Annotated in this window: 23 protein-coding genes and 7 tRNA genes; 18 read left to right on the plus strand and 12 right to left on the minus strand. The window is 39.6% G+C overall.

From position 1 onward, the window contains the following. Window positions 1–2: 2 nt before the first annotated feature. Genes alr through murF form a run of 3 tightly spaced genes read right to left on the minus strand, consistent with a single transcriptional unit; the run spans window position 3 to window position 3,561 of the window. Window positions 3–1,154, minus strand: coding sequence for an alanine racemase (alr, locus tag Q0J48_RS00585; RefSeq protein WP_296240653.1), 1,152 nt, complete (start codon window positions 1,152–1,154; stop codon window positions 3–5). Continuing rightward, a complete protein-coding gene (locus Q0J48_RS00590; protein WP_296240656.1) occupies window positions 1,148–2,203 on the minus strand; it encodes a D-alanine--D-alanine ligase family protein in 1,056 nt (351 codons plus the stop codon). The genes alr and Q0J48_RS00590 overlap by 7 nt, the downstream gene beginning before the upstream one ends. Then, window positions 2,200–3,561, minus strand: a complete 1,362-nt coding sequence (murF, locus tag Q0J48_RS00595; RefSeq protein ID WP_296240659.1) for a UDP-N-acetylmuramoyl-tripeptide--D-alanyl-D-alanine ligase — start codon at window positions 3,559–3,561, stop codon at window positions 2,200–2,202. Before murF ends, Q0J48_RS00590 begins: the two co-directional genes overlap by 4 nt. Window positions 3,562–3,954: 393 nt before the next feature. On the opposite strand from murF, the gene Q0J48_RS00600 reads away from it, so the two are divergent. Together Q0J48_RS00600 and Q0J48_RS00605 are read left to right on the plus strand one after the other, a co-directional pair. Beyond that, entirely contained in the window at window positions 3,955–4,344 is a 390-nt protein-coding gene (locus Q0J48_RS00600; RefSeq protein WP_296240662.1) for an HIT family protein, read from the plus strand. Then, the gene (locus tag Q0J48_RS00605) at window positions 4,345–4,947 is read left to right on the plus strand and encodes a hypothetical protein (protein ID WP_296240665.1); all 603 of its coding nucleotides are present in this window, start codon (window positions 4,345–4,347) and stop codon (window positions 4,945–4,947) included. On the opposite strand, the gene Q0J48_RS00610 is transcribed toward Q0J48_RS00605, so the two are convergent. The 8 genes from Q0J48_RS00610 to Q0J48_RS00645 form a co-directional block, all read right to left on the minus strand. Continuing rightward, the gene (locus tag Q0J48_RS00610; protein WP_296240666.1) at window positions 4,942–5,484 is read right to left on the minus strand and encodes a class I SAM-dependent methyltransferase; all 543 of its coding nucleotides are present in this window, start codon (window positions 5,482–5,484) and stop codon (window positions 4,942–4,944) included. The genes Q0J48_RS00605 and Q0J48_RS00610 overlap by 6 nt on opposite strands. Beyond that, window positions 5,481–6,005 (minus strand): macro domain-containing protein, encoded by a 525-nt coding sequence (locus tag Q0J48_RS00615; protein ID WP_296240667.1) that lies wholly within the window; start codon window positions 6,003–6,005, stop codon window positions 5,481–5,483. The genes Q0J48_RS00610 and Q0J48_RS00615 overlap by 4 nt, the downstream gene beginning before the upstream one ends. Next, entirely contained in the window at window positions 6,002–6,943 is a 942-nt protein-coding gene (locus tag Q0J48_RS00620; RefSeq protein WP_296240668.1) for a DNA recombination protein RmuC, read from the minus strand. Before Q0J48_RS00620 ends, Q0J48_RS00615 begins: the two co-directional genes overlap by 4 nt. Further along, entirely contained in the window at window positions 6,940–8,253 is a 1,314-nt protein-coding gene (locus Q0J48_RS00625) for a tRNA nucleotidyltransferase (protein ID WP_296240669.1), read from the minus strand. The genes Q0J48_RS00620 and Q0J48_RS00625 overlap by 4 nt, the downstream gene beginning before the upstream one ends. 30 nt (window positions 8,254–8,283) lie before the next feature. Continuing rightward, the gene (locus Q0J48_RS00630; protein WP_296240670.1) at window positions 8,284–9,054 is read right to left on the minus strand and encodes an enhanced serine sensitivity protein SseB C-terminal domain-containing protein; all 771 of its coding nucleotides are present in this window, start codon (window positions 9,052–9,054) and stop codon (window positions 8,284–8,286) included. Window positions 9,055–9,059: 5 nt separating this feature from the next. Further along, window positions 9,060–10,385, minus strand: coding sequence for a metallopeptidase TldD-related protein (locus Q0J48_RS00635; protein ID WP_296240671.1), 1,326 nt, complete (start codon window positions 10,383–10,385; stop codon window positions 9,060–9,062). Further along, window positions 10,378–11,766, minus strand: coding sequence for a TldD/PmbA family protein (locus tag Q0J48_RS00640; protein WP_296240672.1), 1,389 nt, complete (start codon window positions 11,764–11,766; stop codon window positions 10,378–10,380). Before Q0J48_RS00640 ends, Q0J48_RS00635 begins: the two co-directional genes overlap by 8 nt. Window positions 11,767–11,831: 65 nt before the next feature. Then, the gene (locus tag Q0J48_RS00645) at window positions 11,832–12,515 is read right to left on the minus strand and encodes an N-acetylmannosamine-6-phosphate 2-epimerase (RefSeq protein WP_296240673.1); all 684 of its coding nucleotides are present in this window, start codon (window positions 12,513–12,515) and stop codon (window positions 11,832–11,834) included. A 166-nt stretch (window positions 12,516–12,681) separates the two neighbouring features. On the opposite strand from Q0J48_RS00645, the gene Q0J48_RS00650 reads away from it, so the two are divergent. The 9 genes from Q0J48_RS00650 (at window position 12,682) to Q0J48_RS00690 (ending at window position 14,267) form a co-directional block, all read left to right on the plus strand. Continuing rightward, window positions 12,682–12,758, plus strand: a tRNA-Arg gene (locus Q0J48_RS00650). Between the two features lie 12 nt (window positions 12,759–12,770). Then, window positions 12,771–12,847, plus strand: a tRNA-Pro gene (locus tag Q0J48_RS00655). A gap of 12 nt (window positions 12,848–12,859) precedes the next feature. After that, window positions 12,860–12,936: transfer RNA gene (locus Q0J48_RS00660), tRNA-Met, on the plus strand. 9 nt (window positions 12,937–12,945) lie between these two features. Next, window positions 12,946–13,022 (plus strand) — tRNA-Ile (locus Q0J48_RS00665). A 15-nt stretch (window positions 13,023–13,037) separates the two neighbouring features. Continuing rightward, a tRNA-Ser gene (locus tag Q0J48_RS00670) sits at window positions 13,038–13,128 on the plus strand. An 18-nt stretch (window positions 13,129–13,146) separates the two neighbouring features. Then, a tRNA-Met gene (locus tag Q0J48_RS00675) sits at window positions 13,147–13,223 on the plus strand. A 1-nt stretch (window position 13,224) separates the two neighbouring features. After that, a tRNA-Phe gene (locus tag Q0J48_RS00680) sits at window positions 13,225–13,300 on the plus strand. Between the two features lie 120 nt (window positions 13,301–13,420). After that, window positions 13,421–13,897, plus strand: coding sequence for a helix-turn-helix transcriptional regulator (locus Q0J48_RS00685; protein ID WP_296240674.1), 477 nt, complete (start codon window positions 13,421–13,423; stop codon window positions 13,895–13,897). Between the two features lie 13 nt (window positions 13,898–13,910). Next, a complete protein-coding gene (locus Q0J48_RS00690; RefSeq protein WP_183376460.1) occupies window positions 13,911–14,267 on the plus strand; it encodes a hypothetical protein in 357 nt (118 codons plus the stop codon). A gap of 5 nt (window positions 14,268–14,272) precedes the next feature. Here Q0J48_RS00690 and Q0J48_RS00695 read toward each other — a convergent pair whose 3' ends face one another. Then, window positions 14,273–14,875, minus strand: coding sequence for a hypothetical protein (locus tag Q0J48_RS00695; protein ID WP_296240676.1), 603 nt, complete (start codon window positions 14,873–14,875; stop codon window positions 14,273–14,275). Between the two features lie 1,059 nt (window positions 14,876–15,934). Between Q0J48_RS00695 and Q0J48_RS00700 the strand changes: the two genes are divergently transcribed. From Q0J48_RS00700 to Q0J48_RS00730, 7 genes are all read left to right on the plus strand, one after another. Further along, window positions 15,935–16,468, plus strand: a complete 534-nt coding sequence (locus Q0J48_RS00700) for an RNA polymerase sigma factor (protein ID WP_289570462.1) — start codon at window positions 15,935–15,937, stop codon at window positions 16,466–16,468. Continuing rightward, a complete protein-coding gene (locus Q0J48_RS00705) occupies window positions 16,465–17,145 on the plus strand; it encodes a hypothetical protein (protein WP_296240681.1) in 681 nt (226 codons plus the stop codon). The genes Q0J48_RS00700 and Q0J48_RS00705 overlap by 4 nt, the downstream gene beginning before the upstream one ends. Continuing rightward, a complete protein-coding gene (locus Q0J48_RS00710) occupies window positions 17,142–18,026 on the plus strand; it encodes an ATP-binding cassette domain-containing protein (RefSeq protein ID WP_289570460.1) in 885 nt (294 codons plus the stop codon). The genes Q0J48_RS00705 and Q0J48_RS00710 overlap by 4 nt, the downstream gene beginning before the upstream one ends. Next, the gene (locus tag Q0J48_RS00715) at window positions 18,013–19,248 is read left to right on the plus strand and encodes a hypothetical protein (RefSeq protein ID WP_296240682.1); all 1,236 of its coding nucleotides are present in this window, start codon (window positions 18,013–18,015) and stop codon (window positions 19,246–19,248) included. The genes Q0J48_RS00710 and Q0J48_RS00715 overlap by 14 nt, the downstream gene beginning before the upstream one ends. Window positions 19,249–19,443: 195 nt before the next feature. Next, on the plus strand, window positions 19,444–20,439 hold the full coding sequence (locus Q0J48_RS00720; protein ID WP_183376691.1) for a helix-turn-helix transcriptional regulator: 996 nt from the start codon (window positions 19,444–19,446) through the stop codon (window positions 20,437–20,439). A 76-nt stretch (window positions 20,440–20,515) separates the two neighbouring features. After that, on the plus strand, window positions 20,516–21,103 hold the full coding sequence (locus Q0J48_RS00725) for a helix-turn-helix transcriptional regulator (RefSeq protein WP_204686329.1): 588 nt from the start codon (window positions 20,516–20,518) through the stop codon (window positions 21,101–21,103). Window positions 21,104–21,269: 166 nt separating this feature from the next. Next, window positions 21,270–21,635, plus strand: a complete 366-nt coding sequence (locus tag Q0J48_RS00730) for a hypothetical protein (protein ID WP_296240687.1) — start codon at window positions 21,270–21,272, stop codon at window positions 21,633–21,635. The last annotated feature ends 23 nt before the right edge of the window (window positions 21,636–21,658 follow it).

Here is a 21,658-nt window from a genome sequence, read left to right on the forward strand (position 1 = left end):
TTCTAATCTCTCTTTCTTAAACGCGGCACACGAGCGGCGATGGCAGATAAAGTTTCATTGTTGATGGTATGTGATTTTCGGGAAATCTCATCGATCGTGACTTTCTGATCTCCCTGCTGTCCCACGATCACCACAACATCTCCTTCTTGCACCTCTTCCACGTTTGTCACATCGATCATGCATTGATCCATGCAGATATTTCCAATGATCGGACAACGCTGCCCATGCACTAATACTTCTAAACCTTGATTGGATACAAGACGATGCAGCCCATCCGCATACCCTACCGAGACGGTAGCTACTTTGGTATCTTTAGCGGCGGTAAAATGGCGCCCGTAGCTGACTGTCTGTCCTTTATGGATCCATTTGACCAAGCTGATATTGGCATACCAGCTTAAGATCGGAATAAAATCAGGCTGTGAAACGATAGGGATCTCATCATCGCTGGTCACACCCATATACAAAAGACCCGGACGACAATAATCCATGCCCAGATCTTGATAGTTCAAGATCCCATAACTGTTTTGAATATGTTTTAAACCGGGATCGATCCCTTCCGCTTTTAAATTCTCACAGACTTCCTGAAATAATTCGATCTGATGTTGCGTAAAGGACTTGCTTTCTAATCCAAGATCATCGCTGACCGGAAAATGCGAAAAGATCCCTTCCACTTTCAATCCGGGAAGGCGATATTCCTCTAAGATCGCATCCATGTTCTTTTCCTGATCTTGATAAACGATCCCTGTACGATTCATGCCGGTATCCACTTTACAATGACAATGGATCTGGCATTGTACACTTTGGGCATACGCATTTAATTTCTTGGCATACTCCAAAGACACCAAAGACTGTATGATCTGATTCTCAACTAAGTAATGAAAATGTTCCGGTGGTGTATAGCCCAAGATCAAGATCGATTCCTGGATCCCGCCTTGGCGCAGCCGCAATGCTTCATCCACACTGCTGACCCCAAAAAAGTCAATACCGCACGCTGCCAGAGCTCGAGCGCATTCAACATCGCCATGGCCATAGGCATTCGCTTTGACAATCCCCATGATCTTGGTTTTTCCCACTAACTTCTGGATCTCTTTGACATTATGCGCGATGGCCGGATAGTTGATCTCTGTCCAACTTCGGCTATAGCTTTCTAACATACGCCGACCTTCCTTTGCATGGCCAGCTCGATCAAGCGATCGATCAAATCAGAAAAACCGATGCCCGCTTCCTTCATCATCGAAGGATAACGGCTCGTATCCGTAAAGCCCGGGATCGTATTCAATTCATTCAAGATGATCTGTCCATCGCTTGTTAAGAACATATCGACACGCGCTAAACCAGTACAATTCATCGCCTTATAAGTGCGGTAAGCCAATTCTTGGGCTTGTTTGAATTGTTTTGGTTCAATACGGGCCGGACAGATGATCTCAGCCCCTTTATCTTCATACTTTCCTTCAAAATCAAAGATGCTGCCATGGATCTGGATCTCGTCGATACTGCCGGTAAAGACGGTCTCGTTTCCCATGACCGCACAGCCGATCTCAAAGCCGTCAATCGCTTTTTCAACTAAGATCTTGCCGCGTCCGTCATAATAAAACGCATCATCCACAGCCGGTTCAAAATCTTCTTTAGATTCCACTTTGTGGACTCCATAGCTGCTTCCCGCATTGCATGGTTTGATGATCCATGGCAGCGGGATCTGTTTTTCAATTTCTTCAAAAGTCGGATTCGCTTCAAATTTTTTCAGACAAATATAAGGAGCACAAGGAATATCGGCTTCCTTACAGAGAATATGCATGATCTCTTTATCCATACTGATCGAAGAGCTCATCACATCGCAGCCGACATAATGAATGTTCATCAATTCTAAAAGTCCTTGGATACATCCGTCTTCTCCATTTTTCCCGTGAAGAACCGGAAAAGCCACATCTAAATCCATCTTTTCTTCCGGCCGGTCTAAACGGATGACTCCCTTATGCACAAAGGCGCAAGGAGTACAAGAGGGATCTTGTCTCCAAGTATCGTGTTCGATCGCATCGATGCTTCCATCATAATAATAGAAGATCCCGTTTGGATCGATCCCAATCATGATAATATTGTATTTATCCGCATGGATCTGGCGTAAAAAAGATGCTGTTGAATGTAAAGAAACAGAATATTCTGAACTTTGCCCTCCAAATAAAACTGCTAAATTATATCGATTCATTTCAATTCCCCTTTCAAAATATCAATAAGCGTATCCATTCCCATGCTTCGGGAACCTTTCACTAAGATGGCACAATCTTTTTGAAGATAGGGACGAAGGAACTCCCCCATTTCTTCCTTGGTTTCAAACCAATACGCTTTTTTATCCTTACAATGTTCTACCATTTTTAAAGACAATGGTCCATAGCCGCAGACGATATCGACTTGGTGATCAAAGGCATAATCTCCGATTTCTTCATGCAGGCAGATTTCATTCGGACCGAGATCCAACATATCGCCCAGGCAGGCAATATGTAAAGGGGCATCCAAAGTCATCAAAGCATCGATGGCAGCTTTGGCGCTTTCCGGATTTGACTTATAGGCATCATTTAAGATCTTTGCCTTGGCAATCTGATCTAACTGCATGCGCATACCGGTCATTTCTAAATGCGAAAGACCTTCTTTGATTGATTTCATAGAGATTCCTAAATAGGACGCGATATAGATGCAAGGCAATGCGTTATGCGCCTGGATCTTTCCTAAACTGTTGACCTTCACGTCCGAACACAAAGAACAAGAAAAACAAATCTGATCCTGGATCACTTTCACATCGGATGTCAAAGCGATATCTCCGTGGGTTCCAAAGGATATGATTTTTTTCGAAGGATCCTGATCCATCGCTTTTAAACATTCGTCAATTTCCGGACTATCCTTATCATATAAGAAAAGACCTCCCGGCTTTAAATGCTCCAAAATCTCTAATTTGGCCTGTGCAATTTGTTTCTTTCCACCCAAATTTTCCATATGAGCCGATCCGATCGTGGTGATCACAGAAATATCCGGAGGAGCAATCGAGCATAAAAAAGCAATCTCTCCTCGATTCTCCATCCCCATCTCCAGAATGATGATCTCAACATCTGAATCTAAGGATAAGATCGTCAGCGGCAAACCAATCTCATTGTTCTGATTTCCTTGTGTCTTCTGTGTCTTTTTTTCTAAAGAACAGATCGAATAAAGCATATCTTTACAACTGGTTTTTCCATTGGATCCGGTAATGGCGACCACCGTCCCCGAAAGTTTTTGAAGATAGGCTTTGGCAAGATCTTGTAACGCTTGTAAAGTATCGTCGACCAAGACCAACGCTACATCTTCCGGATAAGGCGTATGATCTTTTTGCCACAAAGCCGCCTTACATCCTTTTTCTTTTACTTGTTCTATAAAAGTATGTCCATCTGCTCTTTGACCCATCAATGGAACATACAAATGACTGTCTTCAATTTTTCTAGAATCGATGCAGACACCATGGATCATGACTTTCTCTGATCCTAAAACCGGCGCATGCAGCATCGATGCGATCTCACGAATAGTAGTCTCTATCATGATGAACCCCCATTTGATGTTTATTATAACATAATCCTTAAGGCCAAAAATGGAAAGGAAGTGGTTTTATTTGATTTTTTCACTTTTTCAGATTCATTTTGGGGTAGCTCTATGAAAAAAAGGCTTAAAACGGGTTCAAAATCCCCACAAAGTGATCATTTCGATTCTATTTCACATATTTTCCCATAATATTCACACATTTTTTGTTTTTGGCTGTGCTATACTTAGTGCAAGCAAGGAATAGAAGACCTTGCCGGTATGAAGTCATTTTGATATTCATACTATTTTCTATCCCCTTAATTTTTTGAAAAGTCAGGCACCCCCTTAGCCTGGCTTTTCACTTTTTATGGGCATTTGTTGTATAATGAAGAAAATAATCAGGAGGATCTCATCATGTGTATTTTTTGTTCCATTGCGAAAAAAGAAATTCCCAGCCATTGCATCTATGAAGATGATACTGTATTGGCATTTCTAGATATTAATCCTACCGCCAAAGGCCATACGCTGGTCATTCCCAAAGAACATTGTGCTTCTTTTTTGGATTGTCCTGCTTCTTTGCGGGATCATGTTTTTGAGGTTGCGCAAATGCTTGCCCATCGTTTAGAAAAAGAACTCGGCTGTGATGGTATCAATGTTCTTTCTAATATTCATGAAGCGGCCGGACAAAGTGTTGAACACTTTCATGTTCATCTGATCCCTCGCTATCAAAATGATACGGAAATCATTCATTTTCACGAAACAAACGACATTGATTTTGAGGAATTAAAAAGGAAGTTAAAATAAATGGAAGATCATTCTGCCTGGAGTTTTGGGATCTTAGTTGGCCTAGCCATCTTCTATCTGGCAGGGGCCCAGTTTTACCGCAGCCATCATCAAAAACGATGGATAGCGCAGCTTCAATCTCTTGACTTCGAACAATTTGATAAAGAGATCCGTTCCCCCTTGGTTCGGTTGTTTTTCCCGCTTTATCAAATTGAATTCCTAAAATTAAACCGATATCTGTTATCGGATGATCAAGAAAGTATCCAAAAGCAGTTCCAAATCGTCGAAAAACTGGCCAAAAAGAAAGAACAGCGACTGGAAATTTGTTCGATGGCTTTTGAGCACTATGTCTATGAAGAAAACAAAGAAAAGAGCAAGCTCTACCTCAAAGAGATCGACAGTTTTGACGAACCTTCTTTGCAGGCGCATGCGCATCAGCTTTATGATATCCTGATTGCGCACAAGACCGATGCCCTGCCCGGCATGGAAAAAGCTTTTCAGAAAGCTTCTCCCAGCGAGAAAACTATTTTGGCCTACCTTCTGGCAAAACAATATCGGACCCTTCACCAAGAAGAAAGAGCCCGATACTATGAGTCTTATATTCATCAAGAAACTTCATCATGAGGTTTCTTTTCTTTTTTCCACTCCCACCAAATAAGGAGACGTGCTTTGATTCAAGGGATGAAAGGCAATCACCCAATAATCATGCGGATCCAATGTCCTTAAAAACGCTTCAATGCGCTCAGCCTCGATCTGCCCTTGCTCGTGCGGATAAAACACTAAAGCCATACGGCCTTTTTTTCGTAAGAGCTGCAGTCCTTTTTGAACCGCTTCCAAACTGGTTGGCCAGGAAGTTTGCACACAAGACTCAACTTGCGGACAATACCCGAAATTGAAGATCATCGCATCCGCTTTTTGTGAAAGAATCGCATCCATTGTCTCATGCCCTTGACAATAGGCTTCTAAACGAGGATCGGCAATTCTTTGAACCGTATCCGTTAAAACATCTTCCTGGATCTCAAACGCGATCACTTGTCTGCATCCTTGCTCCAAGAAAAACTGAGCATCTTTGCCATGCCCTAACGTAGCATCCACACAGATGGCCTGCGGATGGAGTGCTTCTCGCAAAAAAAGATGGCTCATCTCTACGGCCGATCTCATCGCAGCTTCAGCTCCTTTTTATACAGCAGATAATCTTCTTCCAAGTAACAAACGAAAGTGACATGGATCCGTTTCGCATCCGGGTATTGGCGCATCAGCTTCTGAACAGTCGACACGGCAATCGCGCAGGCTTCTTCGTGCGGATACCCAAAGATCCCTGTCGAAATGCAGGGGAATGCCAAATTCAAACGATTCAAGTTTTGATCGATCAAATAATCATACGCCAAAGAAAGCGTATTCCAGTAACAAGCCTGCAGATCCAGAGCATCTTGTTCCGTCCCATGATAAACCGGACCTACCGTATGGATCACCGCTTTGGCAGGAAGTCCGTATCCTTGGGTCAAGACCGCTTGCCCTGTTGGACAATAACCAATTTTTTGACATTCTTCAATCAGGCCTTGTCCGGCTTTCGCAAAGATCGCTCCGCAGACACCGCCGCCTGGTAAAAGCTGGTTGTTGGCGGCATTGACGATGATGTCAAAATCTAAGCGGGTAATATCTCCTTTGATTGTCTGGATCATTGTACATCTTTTCCTTTCACGATTTCATCCATCTTTTTTGAAATTTTCTGCGTGCTCGTTGTGACCAAGCCCACTTGATTGTTCAGGGTTTCTAATGTGCGCACGACTTTTTCATTTCTATCCTTTAACCGGTCGATATCTTCCTGAAGACGTACGATGTTTTTCTCGATTTCCTGGATGTGAGAGGATCGATAAAAATCGCGCGTGCTGGCAAGCAATGTAAAGATCACGCCCACCAAAGTCGTCGGCGAGGTCAAAAGAACATGTTGTGTCAAAGCGTAATCTAACATATCATCCATAGAGCCGCACACATATTGATAAATGGCTTCGCTGGGGATAAACAAGATCGCCTGGTCGACTGTTTGTTCGGTGATATATTTAGCTGCCACATCATCAATGTGTTTTTTCATGTTCATCCGAAACAGTTTCGAATAGCTGTCCGGATCTTCATCGATCTTCAAAAAGTTCTCCACTGGGAATTTAGAATCGATACACAATACTTTTTCTGTTCTCGGAAGGTGCAGGATCGCATCCGCAATCTTATGATTGTTCAACATAAACTGCATCGAAAAGATGCGGGGATTTTCGCCCGCATAGATCTTCAGCAAGGATTCCAGCTGGTATTCGCCCCAATTTCCTCTTCTCTTGGTATTGGTCATGATCTTGTTCATGGACTGAATATGCTCATGCATCCAGGATAAAGACTGTTGACTCAATGCCGATTCTTTAGCCAGGGTTTGAAGCTGACCATTGAGTTGGTGAAATGTTTCCTGTATTTGTTTTTGTTCTAAAATGCTTCTTGTCTCTTCTTCTTTTTTCTGAAGCTTCATTTGAACTAGGGAATCTTCTTGTTTCTGATTTTGTGATTTGATCTGGATTGCCAAAAACAATACACAAAGGATCAAGATCACCAAGCAAGCTACGATCAAGATCGTCATACAAACCTTCCTTCCTTTAACAACGAGATCAAAATCTCTTTTTGATTCTTTTCGGGGTAATAAAATACATATTGCAGCAGTTGTTTTAAAGTGTCGTGGATCGCTTTTCCCCTTTGTGTAGTATGTTCTAAAACTTCCTTGCCGCCGATGGCCAAATCTTCGAAACTCATAGGCCGATCCCTTTGAGAATCATAATATTCTATAAAAGCATTGAGATCTTCCAGAGACTTTTGTCCATAAGCCGAATGGGCCATGATATCGCACTGACGAAGGCGAAAGAAAAGCCGCATTCTTTGATCGCTCCACCCTCTTTCGATCCGATAGCGATAGATCGTCTTTAATTTGCAGGCCAGTTTTTCATCATGAAATTCGATCAATGCCGGGATCTCTTTTTGAAAGCGGGATGGAAGCTTTAGATCATGGACGATCCTTTTGGCCATATTCGAACTTACAGGCGGATGCCCGTAGAAATGATCGATCCCTTCTTTGGTTGTTTTTACGGATGGCTTCCCGATATCATGAAACAACAGCGCATAGGCTAATATTTCGTCAAAGGGTTTCAAAAAGGAAATGGCCCGCAAAGAATGATGAAGCACATTGGTATCGTGCCATAAGGAATGTTGTTCGCACAAAAGACAATCTTTTAATTCCGGGATCCAGGGAGATAATAAGTCGATCATCTGTTCGATTTGATAAGGATCGTATTCTAAGATCTGGATCAGTTCTTTGCGGATCCGTTCTACCGCAATATAGCGAATCAAAGAAGTGTTCCGCATCCGTGCCGCCTTGGTGTTTTCTTCCATGGTAAATTGCAGTTTCGCACAAAAGCGATGAGCTCTTAACAGGCGCAAAGCGTCTTCCTGAAAGCGTGTATCCGGATCGCCTACACAGCGGATCTTACGGTCTTGAAGATCTTGCCGGCCGCCGAAAGGATCGATCAAGCCGGTATCGGGATGATAAGCCATGGCATTGATCGTAAAATCTCGTCTGGAAAGATCTTCTTCGATCGTAGAAACAAAAGTGATCGCAGAAGGATGGCGATGATCCCGGTAATCGGATTCTTTACGAAATGTCGTGATCTCCACAGGTTCCGGCATCAATACTGTGATTGTCCCATGGCGGATCCCCGTGGGGATCGTATGTTCAAACAAAGACTGGACAACTTCCGGAAGCGCATCCGTACAGATGTCGACATCTGTATATTCTTTTCCCAACAAGGCATCGCGAACACACCCGCCTACAACATAAGCCTGATAGCCGTTATGATTCAAAGTTTGCAGGATCGACTGAATAGACTGAGAAATAAACATACTCTTATTATACATGAAAAAAGACAGAAGCTAAGCCTCTGCCTTGGTATAGAGCGGTGTATTCTTGGATAAAATATCTTGTGCTAAACGCAAGCTGGCAAAAATGAATTCAAATTGTTTGCCGTGACTGCAGCGAGCACACGCTCTGGCCATATCTTGAAGAAAATGCGGATCCTCTGGTTCCATATCCACCACTAAAAACCAGTGGCTGGGCTGATCGGTCACGATTCTTTCTTTCAAGATGATGGAACGGATGTTAGGATGTTCTTTCCCGTACTGGATCAGTGCTTCTTTAAGGTCCGTGACATCGAAGGAAGGATCTCGCAAGCTTACTTTTTCTCCTTTTTCGATCTTGGTCTCGCGTAAAGCCGTATGTCGCGGATGTTTTTTCAAGTTCATCAACAAAGCGGTCGTAAACGGAATATTGGATCCATAAGGATCTAACACGATCCCGGAGATATCCTTTTGCGCCATTTCCACGATGGGAATATATTGATCGTATTTCAACAACAACATCTTGGCGCCTTGTGATCCGCTCCATTTTTCACTTTCCTCTTTGGAGGTAAACATCGGGAAGAATCGCTGTTTCTCGGTTGTTTGGATCGTCAACAATGAGAAGTGCGTATCCGGCGGAAATGTCATATTTCCTTTTTCATCCCGGATGGGTTCCTTATCCCAGGTGGCAGCTACGTAAAGCGGGCTGGTAAATAAGAGTTCAATGATCACATTTCGAATTTGCGGTGTATCTTGTTGTTTTAATTCCTTTAAAGCGGCTTGCATGCCGGTATTCACATATGCCATATTTTTCACTCTCCACTAATTGCACATTTTTCAAAATAAATACTTGGACTTTTGATTGTATGATAGCTCCAGTCCAGATCGTTACCGACCTCCATCACAGAACGCATCAATTCCATGAAATTGGCTGCCACTGTGATCAAGGTAACGCTTTGGCTGCGTTTTCCCTCTTTGACCAGATAGCCGGAAGCCTGTAAAGAGAAATTGGTCGACACAAAATCAATGCCGGCATGAAGGCCTTGCAGGTCGGTAATGACCAAGCCATCGTTCATGATTTGGCATAACTCTTCTAAAGAATGGTTTCCCGGTATGATCTGACAATTCATCGGCGAAACACCGACCGTAGATGCATAACCGGATTTGAAGCCGTTCCCGGTACTTTGCGTATGCATACAGTTTGCGGTCTTGGTTGAATGTAAGGCCTGCACAAAAACGCCCTGTTCGACAAGCGTCTTTCTATAGGTCGGGCAGCCTTCGTCGTCAAAATTAGCGATCGATAAGGCATCGGTATTGCGAGGATCATCGACGATCGTGATCTTGTCAGAAAAGATCTTTTCATTCATCTTATCCTTCAAACAAGAGATCCCTTTATAGAGGAGTTCTCCATTGAACAGTCCCACAAAGGATTCAAACAGTGAAGTCATGGCCTCGGATTCAAAAATGACGGGCATGCTCTGGGAAGGAATGGAAGAAGCCTGCAGTTTTTCAAGAGCCTTGTCGCACACTTTTTTCACAAAAGCATCCAAATCAAAACGAGCTAAGTCTTCTACGATCTCCACTTCATAATTGACTTGGACATCTTCGCCTTGCCCGGCCACAACATACGCCATCAGGATCTGCATTTGATCTTCGTCCTGTACATCCAACCCTAAAGAATTGGTGATGCATCGGGATCCGAAAGCTTCTTCGTATCCTAATTCATTGACTTGAAGGATCCTTGAATCATACGCTTTGAGTTTCTGTTCCAAGTCTTGTAGAGTCTGTTGAACGAGTTCGTTAGAAGGGCGTACCCATTTTGTCTCTTTTTTTACGATTTCAAACGATTCCGGTTCCCGGATCTGATCGGGTTCTTTGGTTGACAGCAGTTTCGCTTGTTCGATCAATTGATCGATGACTTTTTCTTTATCTTCGTCCGCAATTTTTTCAAAAGCCATATTGGCCATTTTATCTTGATAGACCCCGCGAATGGAGGTTCCCATCACACGACTGTTGGTCAAGGTATCTAGTTTTCCTTCATACCAGGTCATCGAACGGCGGGAAGACAAAGACTGATAGATCTCTAAACTGTCCATGCCTTTTTCCAGGGCACATTGGATCCATGCTTGCTTATTCATGAGCGGTACCTCCTACCGTGATCTTCGATACGCGGATCGCCGGCTGTCCCACATCCACCGGGATGCTTCCTGAACTGGACCCGCACATTCCTTGTGCCCTCGACAAATTATCACTGACGCGATCGATATCCATCAGGATCTCTTTCCCGTTTCCGATCAAGCTGGCTCCCTTGACGGGTTTGGTGATCTTTCCGTTTTCGATCAAATAGCCTTCATTGACCGCAAAATTAAATTCGCCCGTCTGCGGGTTGACACTGCCGCCGCCCATCTTTCGGGCATATAATCCTTTTTCGATTCCTTCAAATAAATCTTCAAATTTATCTTTTCCCGGAGCGATATATGTATTTGTCATACGGGAGGTCGGTTCAAATTTATACGATTGGCGTCGGGCCGATCCTGTGGATGGCTGATTCATCCTTCTGCCATTCAAACGATCCACCATATAATTTTCTAAGATTCCATTGCGGATCAACACACGTTTTTGTTGCGGGAAACCTTCATCATCTACATTTTCGCTTCCCCATGCGTTAGGAATCGTTCCGTCATCGATGGCCGTCACGCAAGAATTGGCAATCGCCTGGCCTAATTTCCCGGTAAACACACTTTGATTTTTGGCAACGGAAGTCGCCTCCAAGGAATGACCGCACGCTTCGTGAAAGATCACGCCGCCAAAGCCATTATCGATGATGACCGGCATTTTGCCGGATGGACAATCTTGGGCTTCTAATAAAACCAAAGCACTGCGGGCCGCTTCTTTTCCAATCGATTCTGGTGTACGGGTTTCATAAAACTCCAAGCCTTGGCTGGCTCCCGGGCTGTCGCTTCCCGACTGCATATTCTCGCCTTCCTGGGCATAAGCACTGATCGCCAGACGAGTGCGCACACGAGTATCTTGTACAAGACGTCCTTGAGTATTGGCAATCTGAACATTTTGATGCACGTTGCTCAACGAACCCGTTACTTTGACGATTCGTTTGTCTTGTTTCTTGGCGGCCTGGTAGCCTTCCATCAACAACTGTGTCTTCTGTGATAAAGGCGCTTCGATAGGATCGATCACAACCGGATGGCGGTTTTCGATCTCGACTCTTTCTAAATGGATTTCTTTATCATGATCAGCTTGTCCAAAAGCATCCCGCAATCCATCGATCAGGGCATTTAAACTGTTCATATCCAATTCGTTGGTATATCCATAGACCGATTGAACATCCTTATATAGGCGGATCCCCACGCCGGCCCGAACGATTCGATTGACTTCTTCAATCTCGCCTTCGACCATGGAGATCCCTTCGCTGACAGTATCTTCTTCAAAAATTTCCGCGAAGTCGGCATTTCCTTTTAAGCATCGTTGTAATAAAACTTCGCATTCTTCTTTTGAGAGCATAATTGGCTTTCACCTCCAATGTTCCTATTATATCAATAAGTGAAAAAAAAGACCACGATTGTGGCCTATCCGATTGCATCTGCAAATCGTTTAGTGATCACTTGTGGTCTAGTGATGATCGATCCGACAACGACGCTGTATGAACCAAGTTCCAATACGCGTTTTGCCTTGGCCGGTGTATCGATATTTCCTTCGGCAATCACCGGTTTGTCGATCTTAGATAACAGTTCGCGAATGATTTCGAAATCATTAGATTCAATATGCAGTCCTTTAGATTCTTCGGTATAGCCAACCAAGGTCGTACCGACAAAATCAAATCCCAGCTCAGCTGCATGGAGCATTTCATCTAAAGTCGAACAGTCGGCCATCAGCAGTTGGGAAGGATATTTCGCACGGATATCCTGATAGAATTCATCCAGGCTCTTTCCGTCCGGGCGCTGTCGACATGTCGCATCGACGGCAATCACTTCCGGAGCAACAGTCATCAGTTCATCGATTTCTTTCATCGTTGGAGTGATATAGACCGGATTGTCTCCGTATTGTCTTTTGATGATCCCGATCACCGGCAAATCGACTTGTTTCTTGATTTCTTCAATATCGCTTACACTGTTAGCACGGATGCCTTGGGCACCACCTTGTTTGGCTGCAATCGCCATACGTCCCATGATAAAGGAAGAATGCAATGGTTCTTCCGGCAAAGCCTGACACGAAACGATCAGCTTGCCCTTTACTTGTTTCATCTTTTCCATGATTTTATTATACCACTCCGTTGACAAAATAACGATAAATATCAAAATCATCTAGAAAAGAGCGTGTCATTTTCGATCATTTACAACTTTTTCCGGATTCAGATTAAAAAACGTTTGCAAAAGCGAAAACGCTGTGCTATATTAAGTAGGCACGAATCGTGCATGTGCGCCCATAGCTCAATTGGATAGAGCGTTTGACTACGGATCAAAAGGTTGTGGGTTCGACTCCTGCTGGGCGCGCCATCCTTTTAGAATCGGGACGTAGCACAGCTTGGTAGTGCACTTGATTTGGGATCAAGGGGTCGCAGGTTCAAATCCTGTCGTCCCGACCATTTTTATATTTCGGCTGGGTAGCTTAGTTGGCTAGAGCATCCGGTTCATACCCGGAAGGTCGTGAGTTCGAGTCTCACCTCAGCCACCAACGAGTTTTGGACCCTTAGCTCAGTTGGTCAGAGCATCCGGCTCATAACCGGCGGGTCGTAGGTTCGAGTCCTACAGGGTCCACCATTCTCAGAAACGTTTGGAGAAGTACCCAAGTGGCTGAAGGGTCCGGTCTTGAAAACCGGTAGGTCGTTAGCGCGGCGCCTGGGTTCGAATCCCAGCTTCTCCGCCATTCAATTTAATCTCACATCGCGGGGTAGAGCAGTCTGGTAGCTCGTCGGGCTCATAACCCGGAGGTCGTTGGTTCAAATCCTTCCCCCGCAACCATGGTCTCATAGCTCAGTTGGTAGAGCAAAGGACTGAAAATCCTTGTGTCGTTGGTTCGATTCCGACTGAGACCACCATCTCTAAAATATGCCTTTATCGCTTTAGATAAAGGCTTTTTTATGTTAATCATCTTTTTCTCATTTTCTGTCCTGTTCTTTTTAACAAGCTATACTAGAATATAATCAGAGGAAAAATTTATGAACCAGAAAGATATAGGACAATTCATTTATAAATGTCGAAAAGAAAAAGGTCTTACACAAGCGCAATTAGCAGAAACACTAAATGTTAGTGACAAATCCATTTCCAGATGGGAAAATGGAAAAACTATGCCGGACCTTTCTTTATATGAACCTTTATGCAACGCCCTTGATATTCAAATTTCTGAACTTCTCTATGGCAAAAAAATGAACGAAAAAGAGAAATTAATACAAGGCGATCAATCCGCAATGGAAATTTTCAAGACAAAATCGGAATTGTTGACATTTGGAATATTGACAGAACTTTTGATTCTTGTTGGAATTATTATCACCATTACCCTGACAAAACTTTTCGCAAAAACAATTTTTCAGGCAATGCTTATCATGGTTTGCGGCGGTTTTGTATGGGGATTTGGAATCATACTGCGAATAAAGATCAAAAAGGCAATTTCTTTTCTAGAAAAAGATTTGCTTTGAAAGGAGCCATTTTATGAAAAAATACCTGATATTTAAATCTTTAACAGTTTTCATTACCAGCATAGCAGGAATAATGGTCATATTTACAAACCAAGAGAACCCTGAACTGAGCACGATTTATTGTCTATCTATCTCCGTATTTATGTTAGGAATCTTGTTGGTCGTAGAATGGAATATCCGCAAAAAGAACCCTTTTGAAAACCGAACCAAGCTCGATTCATTTCTTTCATTTGGTATGATGGCCGCACTATTTGGCGGGATCGTGGAATTTAACCAAATTGTTCAAATCTCACTTTTTTCGCTTGGAATATTGATTGCGATTATTTCACTCATTATCGTTGTTTTGAAAAATAAAGACTTCAAAGTTTGAAATTACTATTCGGATGTTTCGCGTTTTTTATAACGATACTTACTATAGTATTTATAAATTAAGATAAATGCTAAAGCGAATACTCCGAGAAGAATAAGTTCATAAAGTGAAATTGTAAAAACCACATCCGGGATAAAGATTTTAAATAAAATGATACTAAATAAAGCATACATACCCCAAAGGATCCATCGATAAAAGTTAAATTCGAAAGTATTCCAAGAAATAACAAGGTTCATCCAAAATATAAGGAAGAATAGATTAATTCCATAGATGATGTCCAATAAAGAAATACAGATCTCATTATATGGTAAATTATTTCCAAGCCATAAGAAATCTGACAGCATTTCGATAAATAAAATGAGTAATGTGCCTGCCGTTATCAGGAAGAACCATTCTAAAAAGTTTTTACGTAAAGTTTTTTCGGCTATCTTTTGACAATAATTTTCATAATCGGATAGTTCAGAAAACTGATTTTGAACATCCATAAATACTGTATTTAGAAGATCGTTATACGCAGCATTATTAATACCCATCCCTCGCATGCGATTTCTTATTTTTGAAAAAACTTGTTTTTTTTCTCTGCTTAATTGTTTCCATTCTTTTTGCATAATAGCAACCTCGTATTAGTATTGTTTTATACTAATATTATAATCAGTAAAAAAGTTTTAAAACTGGATAAGCTTATGAAATATATTACAAGGAATAACTATTTGAATTGGCCTATTGATTTACAGGGTACACCAGATATAAAAATAATTACTGGAATCCGTCGGTCCGGGAAAAGCGAGTTAAGGAAAACTTATATTGAGCAAATTAAAAAAATGATAATCACGTAAATATCATTTATATTATTTTTACAGATTTATCGTTCTATGCTATCAAAGATTATCATAAACTCCATGAATTGATAGAAGATCATTGCAGGGAGAACCGAAACAATTATTTGTTTGCAGATGAAATTCAATTTCCTCTGCAATTGCTGATCAAAGATAAATAGACCAAACTTATTATTACAGAGCTGCCACAGGATGCCCTCTATATAGATGGTATGATAGATATGGATACAGAAATCAGAGTGGAAAATTATTAAGGACCGTTACGTTAAATCGAAAATCATTTATTGGAGTTCCTAATTCACCACAAAGCCCACCAGCATGCAGAATGTATGGCTTCTAGAAAATTGCAGATAGGTAAAATCAAACTAAACAGCTTACTCATCCTCTTCTTTTAAAAACGAGATTTGATTCTCGCTTTTTTTTGTGGCTGCAGGTAGAAAAGAGATGGAAAACGAATTATGACGATCTATATAATAATTGGTCTCTTTGAAACAAATGCCATTCACTAAAAAGGATAGTTTGATACATATCATTGGTGAATTCCCAAATGCTCTTGCGTTTTACAAATTACATTTTGTAGATTCAAAACAGATTCAGAAGATGACAGAATTGGATATCAATGATACGACGGCCTAAACTATCTGAAACACAGCCAAATTGAAATTTATGCAGAAGTTAAAAACATATATTATAGCAATTGTTCTCCACTTTTTTGGATCAACTGACCAATGAAACGACATACCAAGAACAATGTTTATTTATCTTTTTTTATTAAGTCTCCTATCTTTTTGAATTTTAATTTGTTTAATATAATGAAAAAGGTTTTATCTTATGAATTTTACGCTCAGTAAATCGGATGAAGATTCTCTTCTAATCCAAAAAATAAAATGTGGAGATTCTTCAGCTATTGAAGATTTTATTCGAAAATACTATCCGGATATATTGAAATATTGTGAACGTCGTACTTCTTCCAAAGAAGATGCCATGGATCTTACACAAGAAGTTTTTATGCGCTTTTTTTCTAACTTTTCATCTTATAAACATTATGGGAAAGCCAGAAACTATTTATATGTAATAGCTGGTAATTTATGCATCAATCACTATAAAGCAAAAAAAGATACCGTGACTTTTGATGATAACATCCATGTTAAATTTGAATCCATCTCTATAGAAGAGCGCATAAGTCTAAGAGATTCTATACAAAATCTGCCTGTATCACTACAGATGGTCATAGAGTTGTATTACTACCAAGGCTTAAAAATCAAAGAGATCTCAAAAATATTAAATATCAGTATTCCTTTAGTTAAATATAGATTGTCCCAAGCAAAAAAATATATCAGAACGACAATGGAGGAACAAATATGACTCAAGAAGAACATGTTCAACAAACCATAGAAAAATCCATCGAAGCCTTTTGGAATCATGAAAAAGAGGAAAAACCTTCAATTTTTGAGTTTCTTTACTTTCAATATTTATTTATTCGAAAAAGATGGTGGGCCCTGCAGTTTATGTGTTTGATCATATTATGGACCCTATTGAATTTGGGCTTTTCACAAGCTATAGAAAGAAAAGCTATAGCGGTGATCATCCCTATTTTCACATTGTTGATTTTACCTGAATTATGGAAATCACGAAAAAACAATATGGAAGATATAGAAAACAGTTCAGTCCATACGATTAGAGATATTTACTTGGCTCGATTGATCCTATTTGGCGCAATTGATTTATTTGGCCTCACCACATTATGGCTCTTTACATTTCCTCAAGGAATTGAAAACATGATTTTTGAATTGTTGATCCCGTTTAACGGCATCTGTATCTTGATGCTCGGGTGTCTGGCATTTTATCCCGGACGAGAACCCTATTTACCCATCAGTCTTTGTTTCTTATTTACAATAGGATGGTTGCTTGTTATTTCAAATGAAAATCTCTACCGATCCTTATCGTATCCCTTATGGCTATTACTATTCTTGTTTTCATGCATTTTATTGATTTTCATGGTTTGTCATTTAATACAAAAATGTAAGGAGGTACAAGCGTGAAATTAAACCTTATAAACTTAACAAAAGAATATTCCGATATAAAAGCGGTTGATCACATTTCCATCAGTTTGCGCCCTGGAATTATAGGACTGCTGGGAGAGAATGGAGCTGGTAAAACGACATTGATTCGAATGTTAACTTCATTAATGAAACCTAGCGCAGGAAAAATACTTTTAGATGATAAAGACATTTTTAAATTAAATGATGATTATAGAAATATACTTGGGTACCTTCCCCAAGATTTTGGATACTATCCGGATCTAAATCCTTTAGATTATTTGAGATATATAGCTTCAATAAAAGCCATCAAACCTTCTGTTGCCAGAAAAAGAATCAAAGATCTTCTGCAAGTCATGTCCTTATGGGAAGTTAGAAATAAAAAAATTAAAAAGTTTTCCGGCGGTATGATTCAAAGAATAGGCATAGCGCAAGCTTTATTGAATGACCCAAAAATATTAGTTTTAGATGAGCCAACTTCAGGATTGGATCCAGAGGAACGATATCGATTCCGTCAATTACTAAGTTCACTGTCATCTGATAAAATCATTCTTTTATCAACTCATATCGTTTCAGACATAGAACATATTGCAGATCAAATCATCCTTATGCAGAAAGGAAAAATATTAGACTCAGGATCTGTGGATCAGTTGATTCAAAACACTCCGATTCGAGCATGGAAAATCAAAACTGATTTGACTAACGCGTCTTTATATAAACAAAACAGACTCATTACAAGCTTTAATAAATCGAATGACAAAGAAATCATCCGCATGCTTTGTAAAGACTCTCCTGATCCAGCAGCCATTCCTGATGAATGCACATTGGAAGACGTATTCCTTTTTTATAACAGAAAGAAGGCTGAATCACATGTTGTTTTATGAGCTTAACAAAATATTCACTCGAACAGGATACAAACTTCTTTTAGGGTTATTAGGAGCCATCTTGATTTTTACTGCATTTTATCATATTCAAAGTACACAATATGTATACCCAGACGGAACTTCCATTTCAGGATTAAACGCTATCCAAAAATTGAAGGAAGAAAAATCTCAATGGAATGGTATTTTAACAGAAGAACAGATTAAGAAAGTCTTACAAACCAATCAGGACATATTAGAGGCACACCCGGATTATTATCCAGGAACAACCGATATGACTCTTTCAAATCAAGTTTATTCTCTTCAACAAAGTTATGATGATATTCGAGACATGATCAATCAGTCTTATCGATTATTTGGTGAGTTAGATTATTACTTGATTGATCGATTATCTCCCGATCAAAGCTCTTCTTTCTATAAAAATCGAATCGAAGGTTTAGAAAACTATTTAAACTCAAACAAAGAACTTACTGAGAATCAAAAGAATTACTATAGAAAACAGTATCAGGAGAATAAAACTCCTTGGCAATATGCATACCAGGAAGGATGGAAGGTTTTAACAAATTCATTGCCGATTCTACAGATTTTTTCTGCCATAATTATCAGTTTATTGCTTGCTCCAATATTCTCGTATGAAGATAAAACAAAAGCAAAAGCCATACTCATGAGTTCTTATAAAGGAAAATCAAAAGGGACCTTGTCAAAAATATCTGCCGGACTGTGGTTGACAATAGGAATTTATACAATTGTCATGAGTGTATATATCTTAATCATTTTAGGTGCATTCGGATTTGATGGAGCTTTCAATCCAGCACAAACAAACTTTTTTATTGGATGGAAATCTCCTTGGAATATTTCAAACATTCAAGCTTTAGGTATTATGCTGATTAGCGGTTTAGTGGGATCTTTATTTTTTTCTAGTATTACTATGTTTATATCCTATAAATCAAGGTCCACTGTAATTGCTTCAACTGTCGTGTTCTTATTGATTTTACTGCCAGACTGGTTAACGAATTATATATCGAATTCAAATCTAATTACATTCGTAAAACTGTTCCCCGACCAATTATTAAATTCAAGAGCACATTTATCAGGTTTTACATTTCTAGATGTCCAAGGCATGGTGATTTCACCACTAACAATCATGAATATCTTATATTTTATTTTATCAATCGTATTGTTATATTTGATTTATATATTTGCGAAAAAAGAATATTTAAGATGATCCTGTTCCGTCTAAAATTAAGTCAATTTATTGAAAAAAGCGAGATTTGATTCTCGTTTTTTTAGTGAAATGGCAAATATATTCTGAATTTCATTTTCAATTGTCTTCTTATAGACCTTTTTAGATTTGCAAAGTTTCTTTGCGAGACAACTTTTCTTGCGGTGCTATATAATGTAATTGAAGGAGGTGTACAACATGAAACATCTAGCATCGAACCTTTATTATCTACGGACCAGAAATGGTTACACGCAAGAAGAATTGGCAAACCATTTGTTTCTAACACATCAAACTATTTCGAATCATGAAACTGGAAAAACAGAACCTGATTTTTCCATAATTCAAAAATATGCTGACTTTTATCATATTTCTGCAGAAGACCTCCTTCTAAATGACTTGTCAAAAAAAGAAAAGAATTCGCGAATCATATTTGACAGTGTCATTTTTGATAAACGAGACAAAGTTTTTATCATTATCAGCGGAACTAAAGGAACATATTCCTATAAAAATATCAAAAAGTGTGAAATACTAAACGAGAAAGCCCGTTATAAAGGAAAAGAAGAGCCTTTTACTCACCAAGTTGTCACTGGAGTTGATTGGCTGGTTCAAGCGAACATTCTTGAGCAACCATTTTATGTAGGACTTAGATTAACAATGAAAGACGGAACACATCTTGCGATTTACACTTCCAAACAGCCCACCAGGACACAAACTGATTTTCATATTAGAGATGTTAAGGAAGCAGAGAAAATAAAAAAATTGATTGATAAAATCATTATGAAATACAAAAATGATGAGTCTTATAAAATGGACAACGTCAATTCAAAAAACATTCTTTTCGACAAGGACCGACAAACCTTTCAAATCCTTTCTGGATCCAAAGGCATCTACCCGATGAAAGATGTCTATAAATGCCAAATCGTTTTTGAGGATGCCAAGTATTACGGTAAAACCAAACCTTTTTCGCACAGACTATTGATTAGTTCCTTTGAATCCTTTTTTGTCACACTGCGCGACACCTATGTCGGGCTTGAAATCGAACTTAAGAATAAAGAAAAGCTATATGTTTACGTTTCAAACATCAAACAAAAACATTACTCAGATGCGTTCAAAGCCGATGTAAAAGTGGCAGAAACTTTAAAAAAGTATTTTAAAACGATCATAACTGGAAATAAGACCATGAAAGATGAATAATTAAATGATTCTAATATTCTTTGCATGACACTTCTCTTTCTATATTTTATGATGATATTGAAAGGAGGGATCGATCATGACATACCTTCAATCCAATTTACATTTTCTGAGAACAAAAAATAAATTGTCTCAAAAAGAGCTTGCTGAGAAATTGTTTATGACTCATCAAACGATTTCAAATCATGAAACAGGAAAATCTCAACCAGATCTAGAGATGATGCAAAAATATGCCGACTTCTATGAAATACCTTTATCCGATCTTCTTCATCTAGATCTTTCAACAAAGAAACCAGTAAAAGATATAGGCAATATTATTTTCGACAAGGACCGACAAACCTTTCAAATCCTTTCCGGATCCAAAGGCATCTACCCGATGAAAGATGTCTGTAAATGCCAAATCATTTTTGAGGATGCCAAATTTCATAATGAAGAAATTCCTTTCCCTTTGGATCATCGAATCTTGGTCACTTCATATGATTTTTGGTGGGTGAATCGAAAAGTATATGTCGGTTTAGAAATCGAACTCAAAAACTCAGATAAACTATATGTCTATGTTTCCAATGATGCTAAGATTCAAAATTCAGATTCCTTCAAAAAAACTATGCAGTATGCGCAACAAATCAAAGAACAATTTAAAACATCTTCAAAAAATCCCGTTCTTTGAAGATGGATTCTGACTTTAACACCAAGTTATTTTTTAGAAGAATACTCTAAAAAAATTGAAAAGTGATATTCTGAAAATTTTCAAGAATTTCATCATAAATAAAACCTTTCTTGTGCTATAATAACGCCAAGAAAGGTTTTATTGATTTAAGGGGATCAATCACATAATGAAGGGGAAGAAAATGGTTTTGCGGTTGCCGGTTTTTTTCATCATGCTGGCATTATTTTTTGGCTTGAGTTCATGCTCACAAAACGCTTCAAAATTACAAGTACGAAATAATCTGGTTTTTCAAGAAGGAGAATGTATCAATCTCAGTGCGGAAACATTCCTGGATTCAAACACTCCTAAACAGATACTTCAAAATGCGATCTTATACTCTCCACTATTAGACGAAGATCAATATTCTGTCGATTCAGCATGCAACGTTGCTTCCAAAGGCAAATCGTACTTGGATTGTGGAGAATATACAGTGACGATCGTTTATCAAGATGAAGTCAAAAAAGTTACATTTCAAGTTGTTCCGGCAAAATAAAACTGCAGTCACACAAGCTGCAG

Source organism: uncultured Faecalicoccus sp. (genome assembly GCF_944325745.1).
In the GTDB taxonomy this organism is placed as follows: Bacteria; Bacillota_I; Bacilli_A; order Erysipelotrichales; family Erysipelotrichaceae; genus Faecalicoccus.

What these genes read in the sequence shown, in the direction of transcription:
- Q0J48_RS00590 (WP_296240656.1), bottom strand. Translation starts at nt 2,203, where the DNA reads ATGAATCGATATAATTTAGCAGTTTTATTTGGAGGGCAAAGTTCAGAA.
- Q0J48_RS00700 (WP_289570462.1), top strand. Translation starts at nt 15,935, where the DNA reads ATGAATTTTACGCTCAGTAAATCGGATGAAGATTCTCTTCTAATCCAA.
- Q0J48_RS00725 (WP_204686329.1), top strand. Translation starts at nt 20,516, where the DNA reads ATGACATACCTTCAATCCAATTTACATTTTCTGAGAACAAAAAATAAA.
- murF (WP_296240659.1), bottom strand. Translation starts at nt 3,561, where the DNA reads ATGATAGAGACTACTATTCGTGAGATCGCATCGATGCTGCATGCGCCG.
- Q0J48_RS00600 (WP_296240662.1), top strand. Translation starts at nt 3,955, where the DNA reads ATGTGTATTTTTTGTTCCATTGCGAAAAAAGAAATTCCCAGCCATTGC.
- Q0J48_RS00630 (WP_296240670.1), bottom strand. Translation starts at nt 9,054, where the DNA reads ATGGCATATGTGAATACCGGCATGCAAGCCGCTTTAAAGGAATTAAAA.
- Q0J48_RS00635 (WP_296240671.1), bottom strand. Translation starts at nt 10,385, where the DNA reads ATGAATAAGCAAGCATGGATCCAATGTGCCCTGGAAAAAGGCATGGAC.
- Q0J48_RS00705 (WP_296240681.1), top strand. Translation starts at nt 16,465, where the DNA reads ATGACTCAAGAAGAACATGTTCAACAAACCATAGAAAAATCCATCGAA.
- Q0J48_RS00645 (WP_296240673.1), bottom strand. Translation starts at nt 12,515, where the DNA reads ATGGAAAAGATGAAACAAGTAAAGGGCAAGCTGATCGTTTCGTGTCAG.
- Q0J48_RS00695 (WP_296240676.1), bottom strand. Translation starts at nt 14,875, where the DNA reads ATGCAAAAAGAATGGAAACAATTAAGCAGAGAAAAAAAACAAGTTTTT.
- Q0J48_RS00690 (WP_183376460.1), top strand. Translation starts at nt 13,911, where the DNA reads ATGAAAAAATACCTGATATTTAAATCTTTAACAGTTTTCATTACCAGC.
- Q0J48_RS00625 (WP_296240669.1), bottom strand. Translation starts at nt 8,253, where the DNA reads ATGTTTATTTCTCAGTCTATTCAGTCGATCCTGCAAACTTTGAATCAT.
- Q0J48_RS00685 (WP_296240674.1), top strand. Translation starts at nt 13,421, where the DNA reads ATGAACCAGAAAGATATAGGACAATTCATTTATAAATGTCGAAAAGAA.
- Q0J48_RS00715 (WP_296240682.1), top strand. Translation starts at nt 18,013, where the DNA reads ATGTTGTTTTATGAGCTTAACAAAATATTCACTCGAACAGGATACAAA.
- Q0J48_RS00620 (WP_296240668.1), bottom strand. Translation starts at nt 6,943, where the DNA reads ATGACGATCTTGATCGTAGCTTGCTTGGTGATCTTGATCCTTTGTGTA.
- alr (WP_296240653.1), bottom strand. Translation starts at nt 1,154, where the DNA reads ATGTTAGAAAGCTATAGCCGAAGTTGGACAGAGATCAACTATCCGGCC.
- Q0J48_RS00615 (WP_296240667.1), bottom strand. Translation starts at nt 6,005, where the DNA reads ATGATCCAGACAATCAAAGGAGATATTACCCGCTTAGATTTTGACATC.
- Q0J48_RS00720 (WP_183376691.1), top strand. Translation starts at nt 19,444, where the DNA reads ATGAAACATCTAGCATCGAACCTTTATTATCTACGGACCAGAAATGGT.
- Q0J48_RS00605 (WP_296240665.1), top strand. Translation starts at nt 4,345, where the DNA reads ATGGAAGATCATTCTGCCTGGAGTTTTGGGATCTTAGTTGGCCTAGCC.
- Q0J48_RS00610 (WP_296240666.1), bottom strand. Translation starts at nt 5,484, where the DNA reads ATGAGATCGGCCGTAGAGATGAGCCATCTTTTTTTGCGAGAAGCACTC.
- Q0J48_RS00640 (WP_296240672.1), bottom strand. Translation starts at nt 11,766, where the DNA reads ATGCTCTCAAAAGAAGAATGCGAAGTTTTATTACAACGATGCTTAAAA.
- Q0J48_RS00730 (WP_296240687.1), top strand. Translation starts at nt 21,270, where the DNA reads ATGAAGGGGAAGAAAATGGTTTTGCGGTTGCCGGTTTTTTTCATCATG.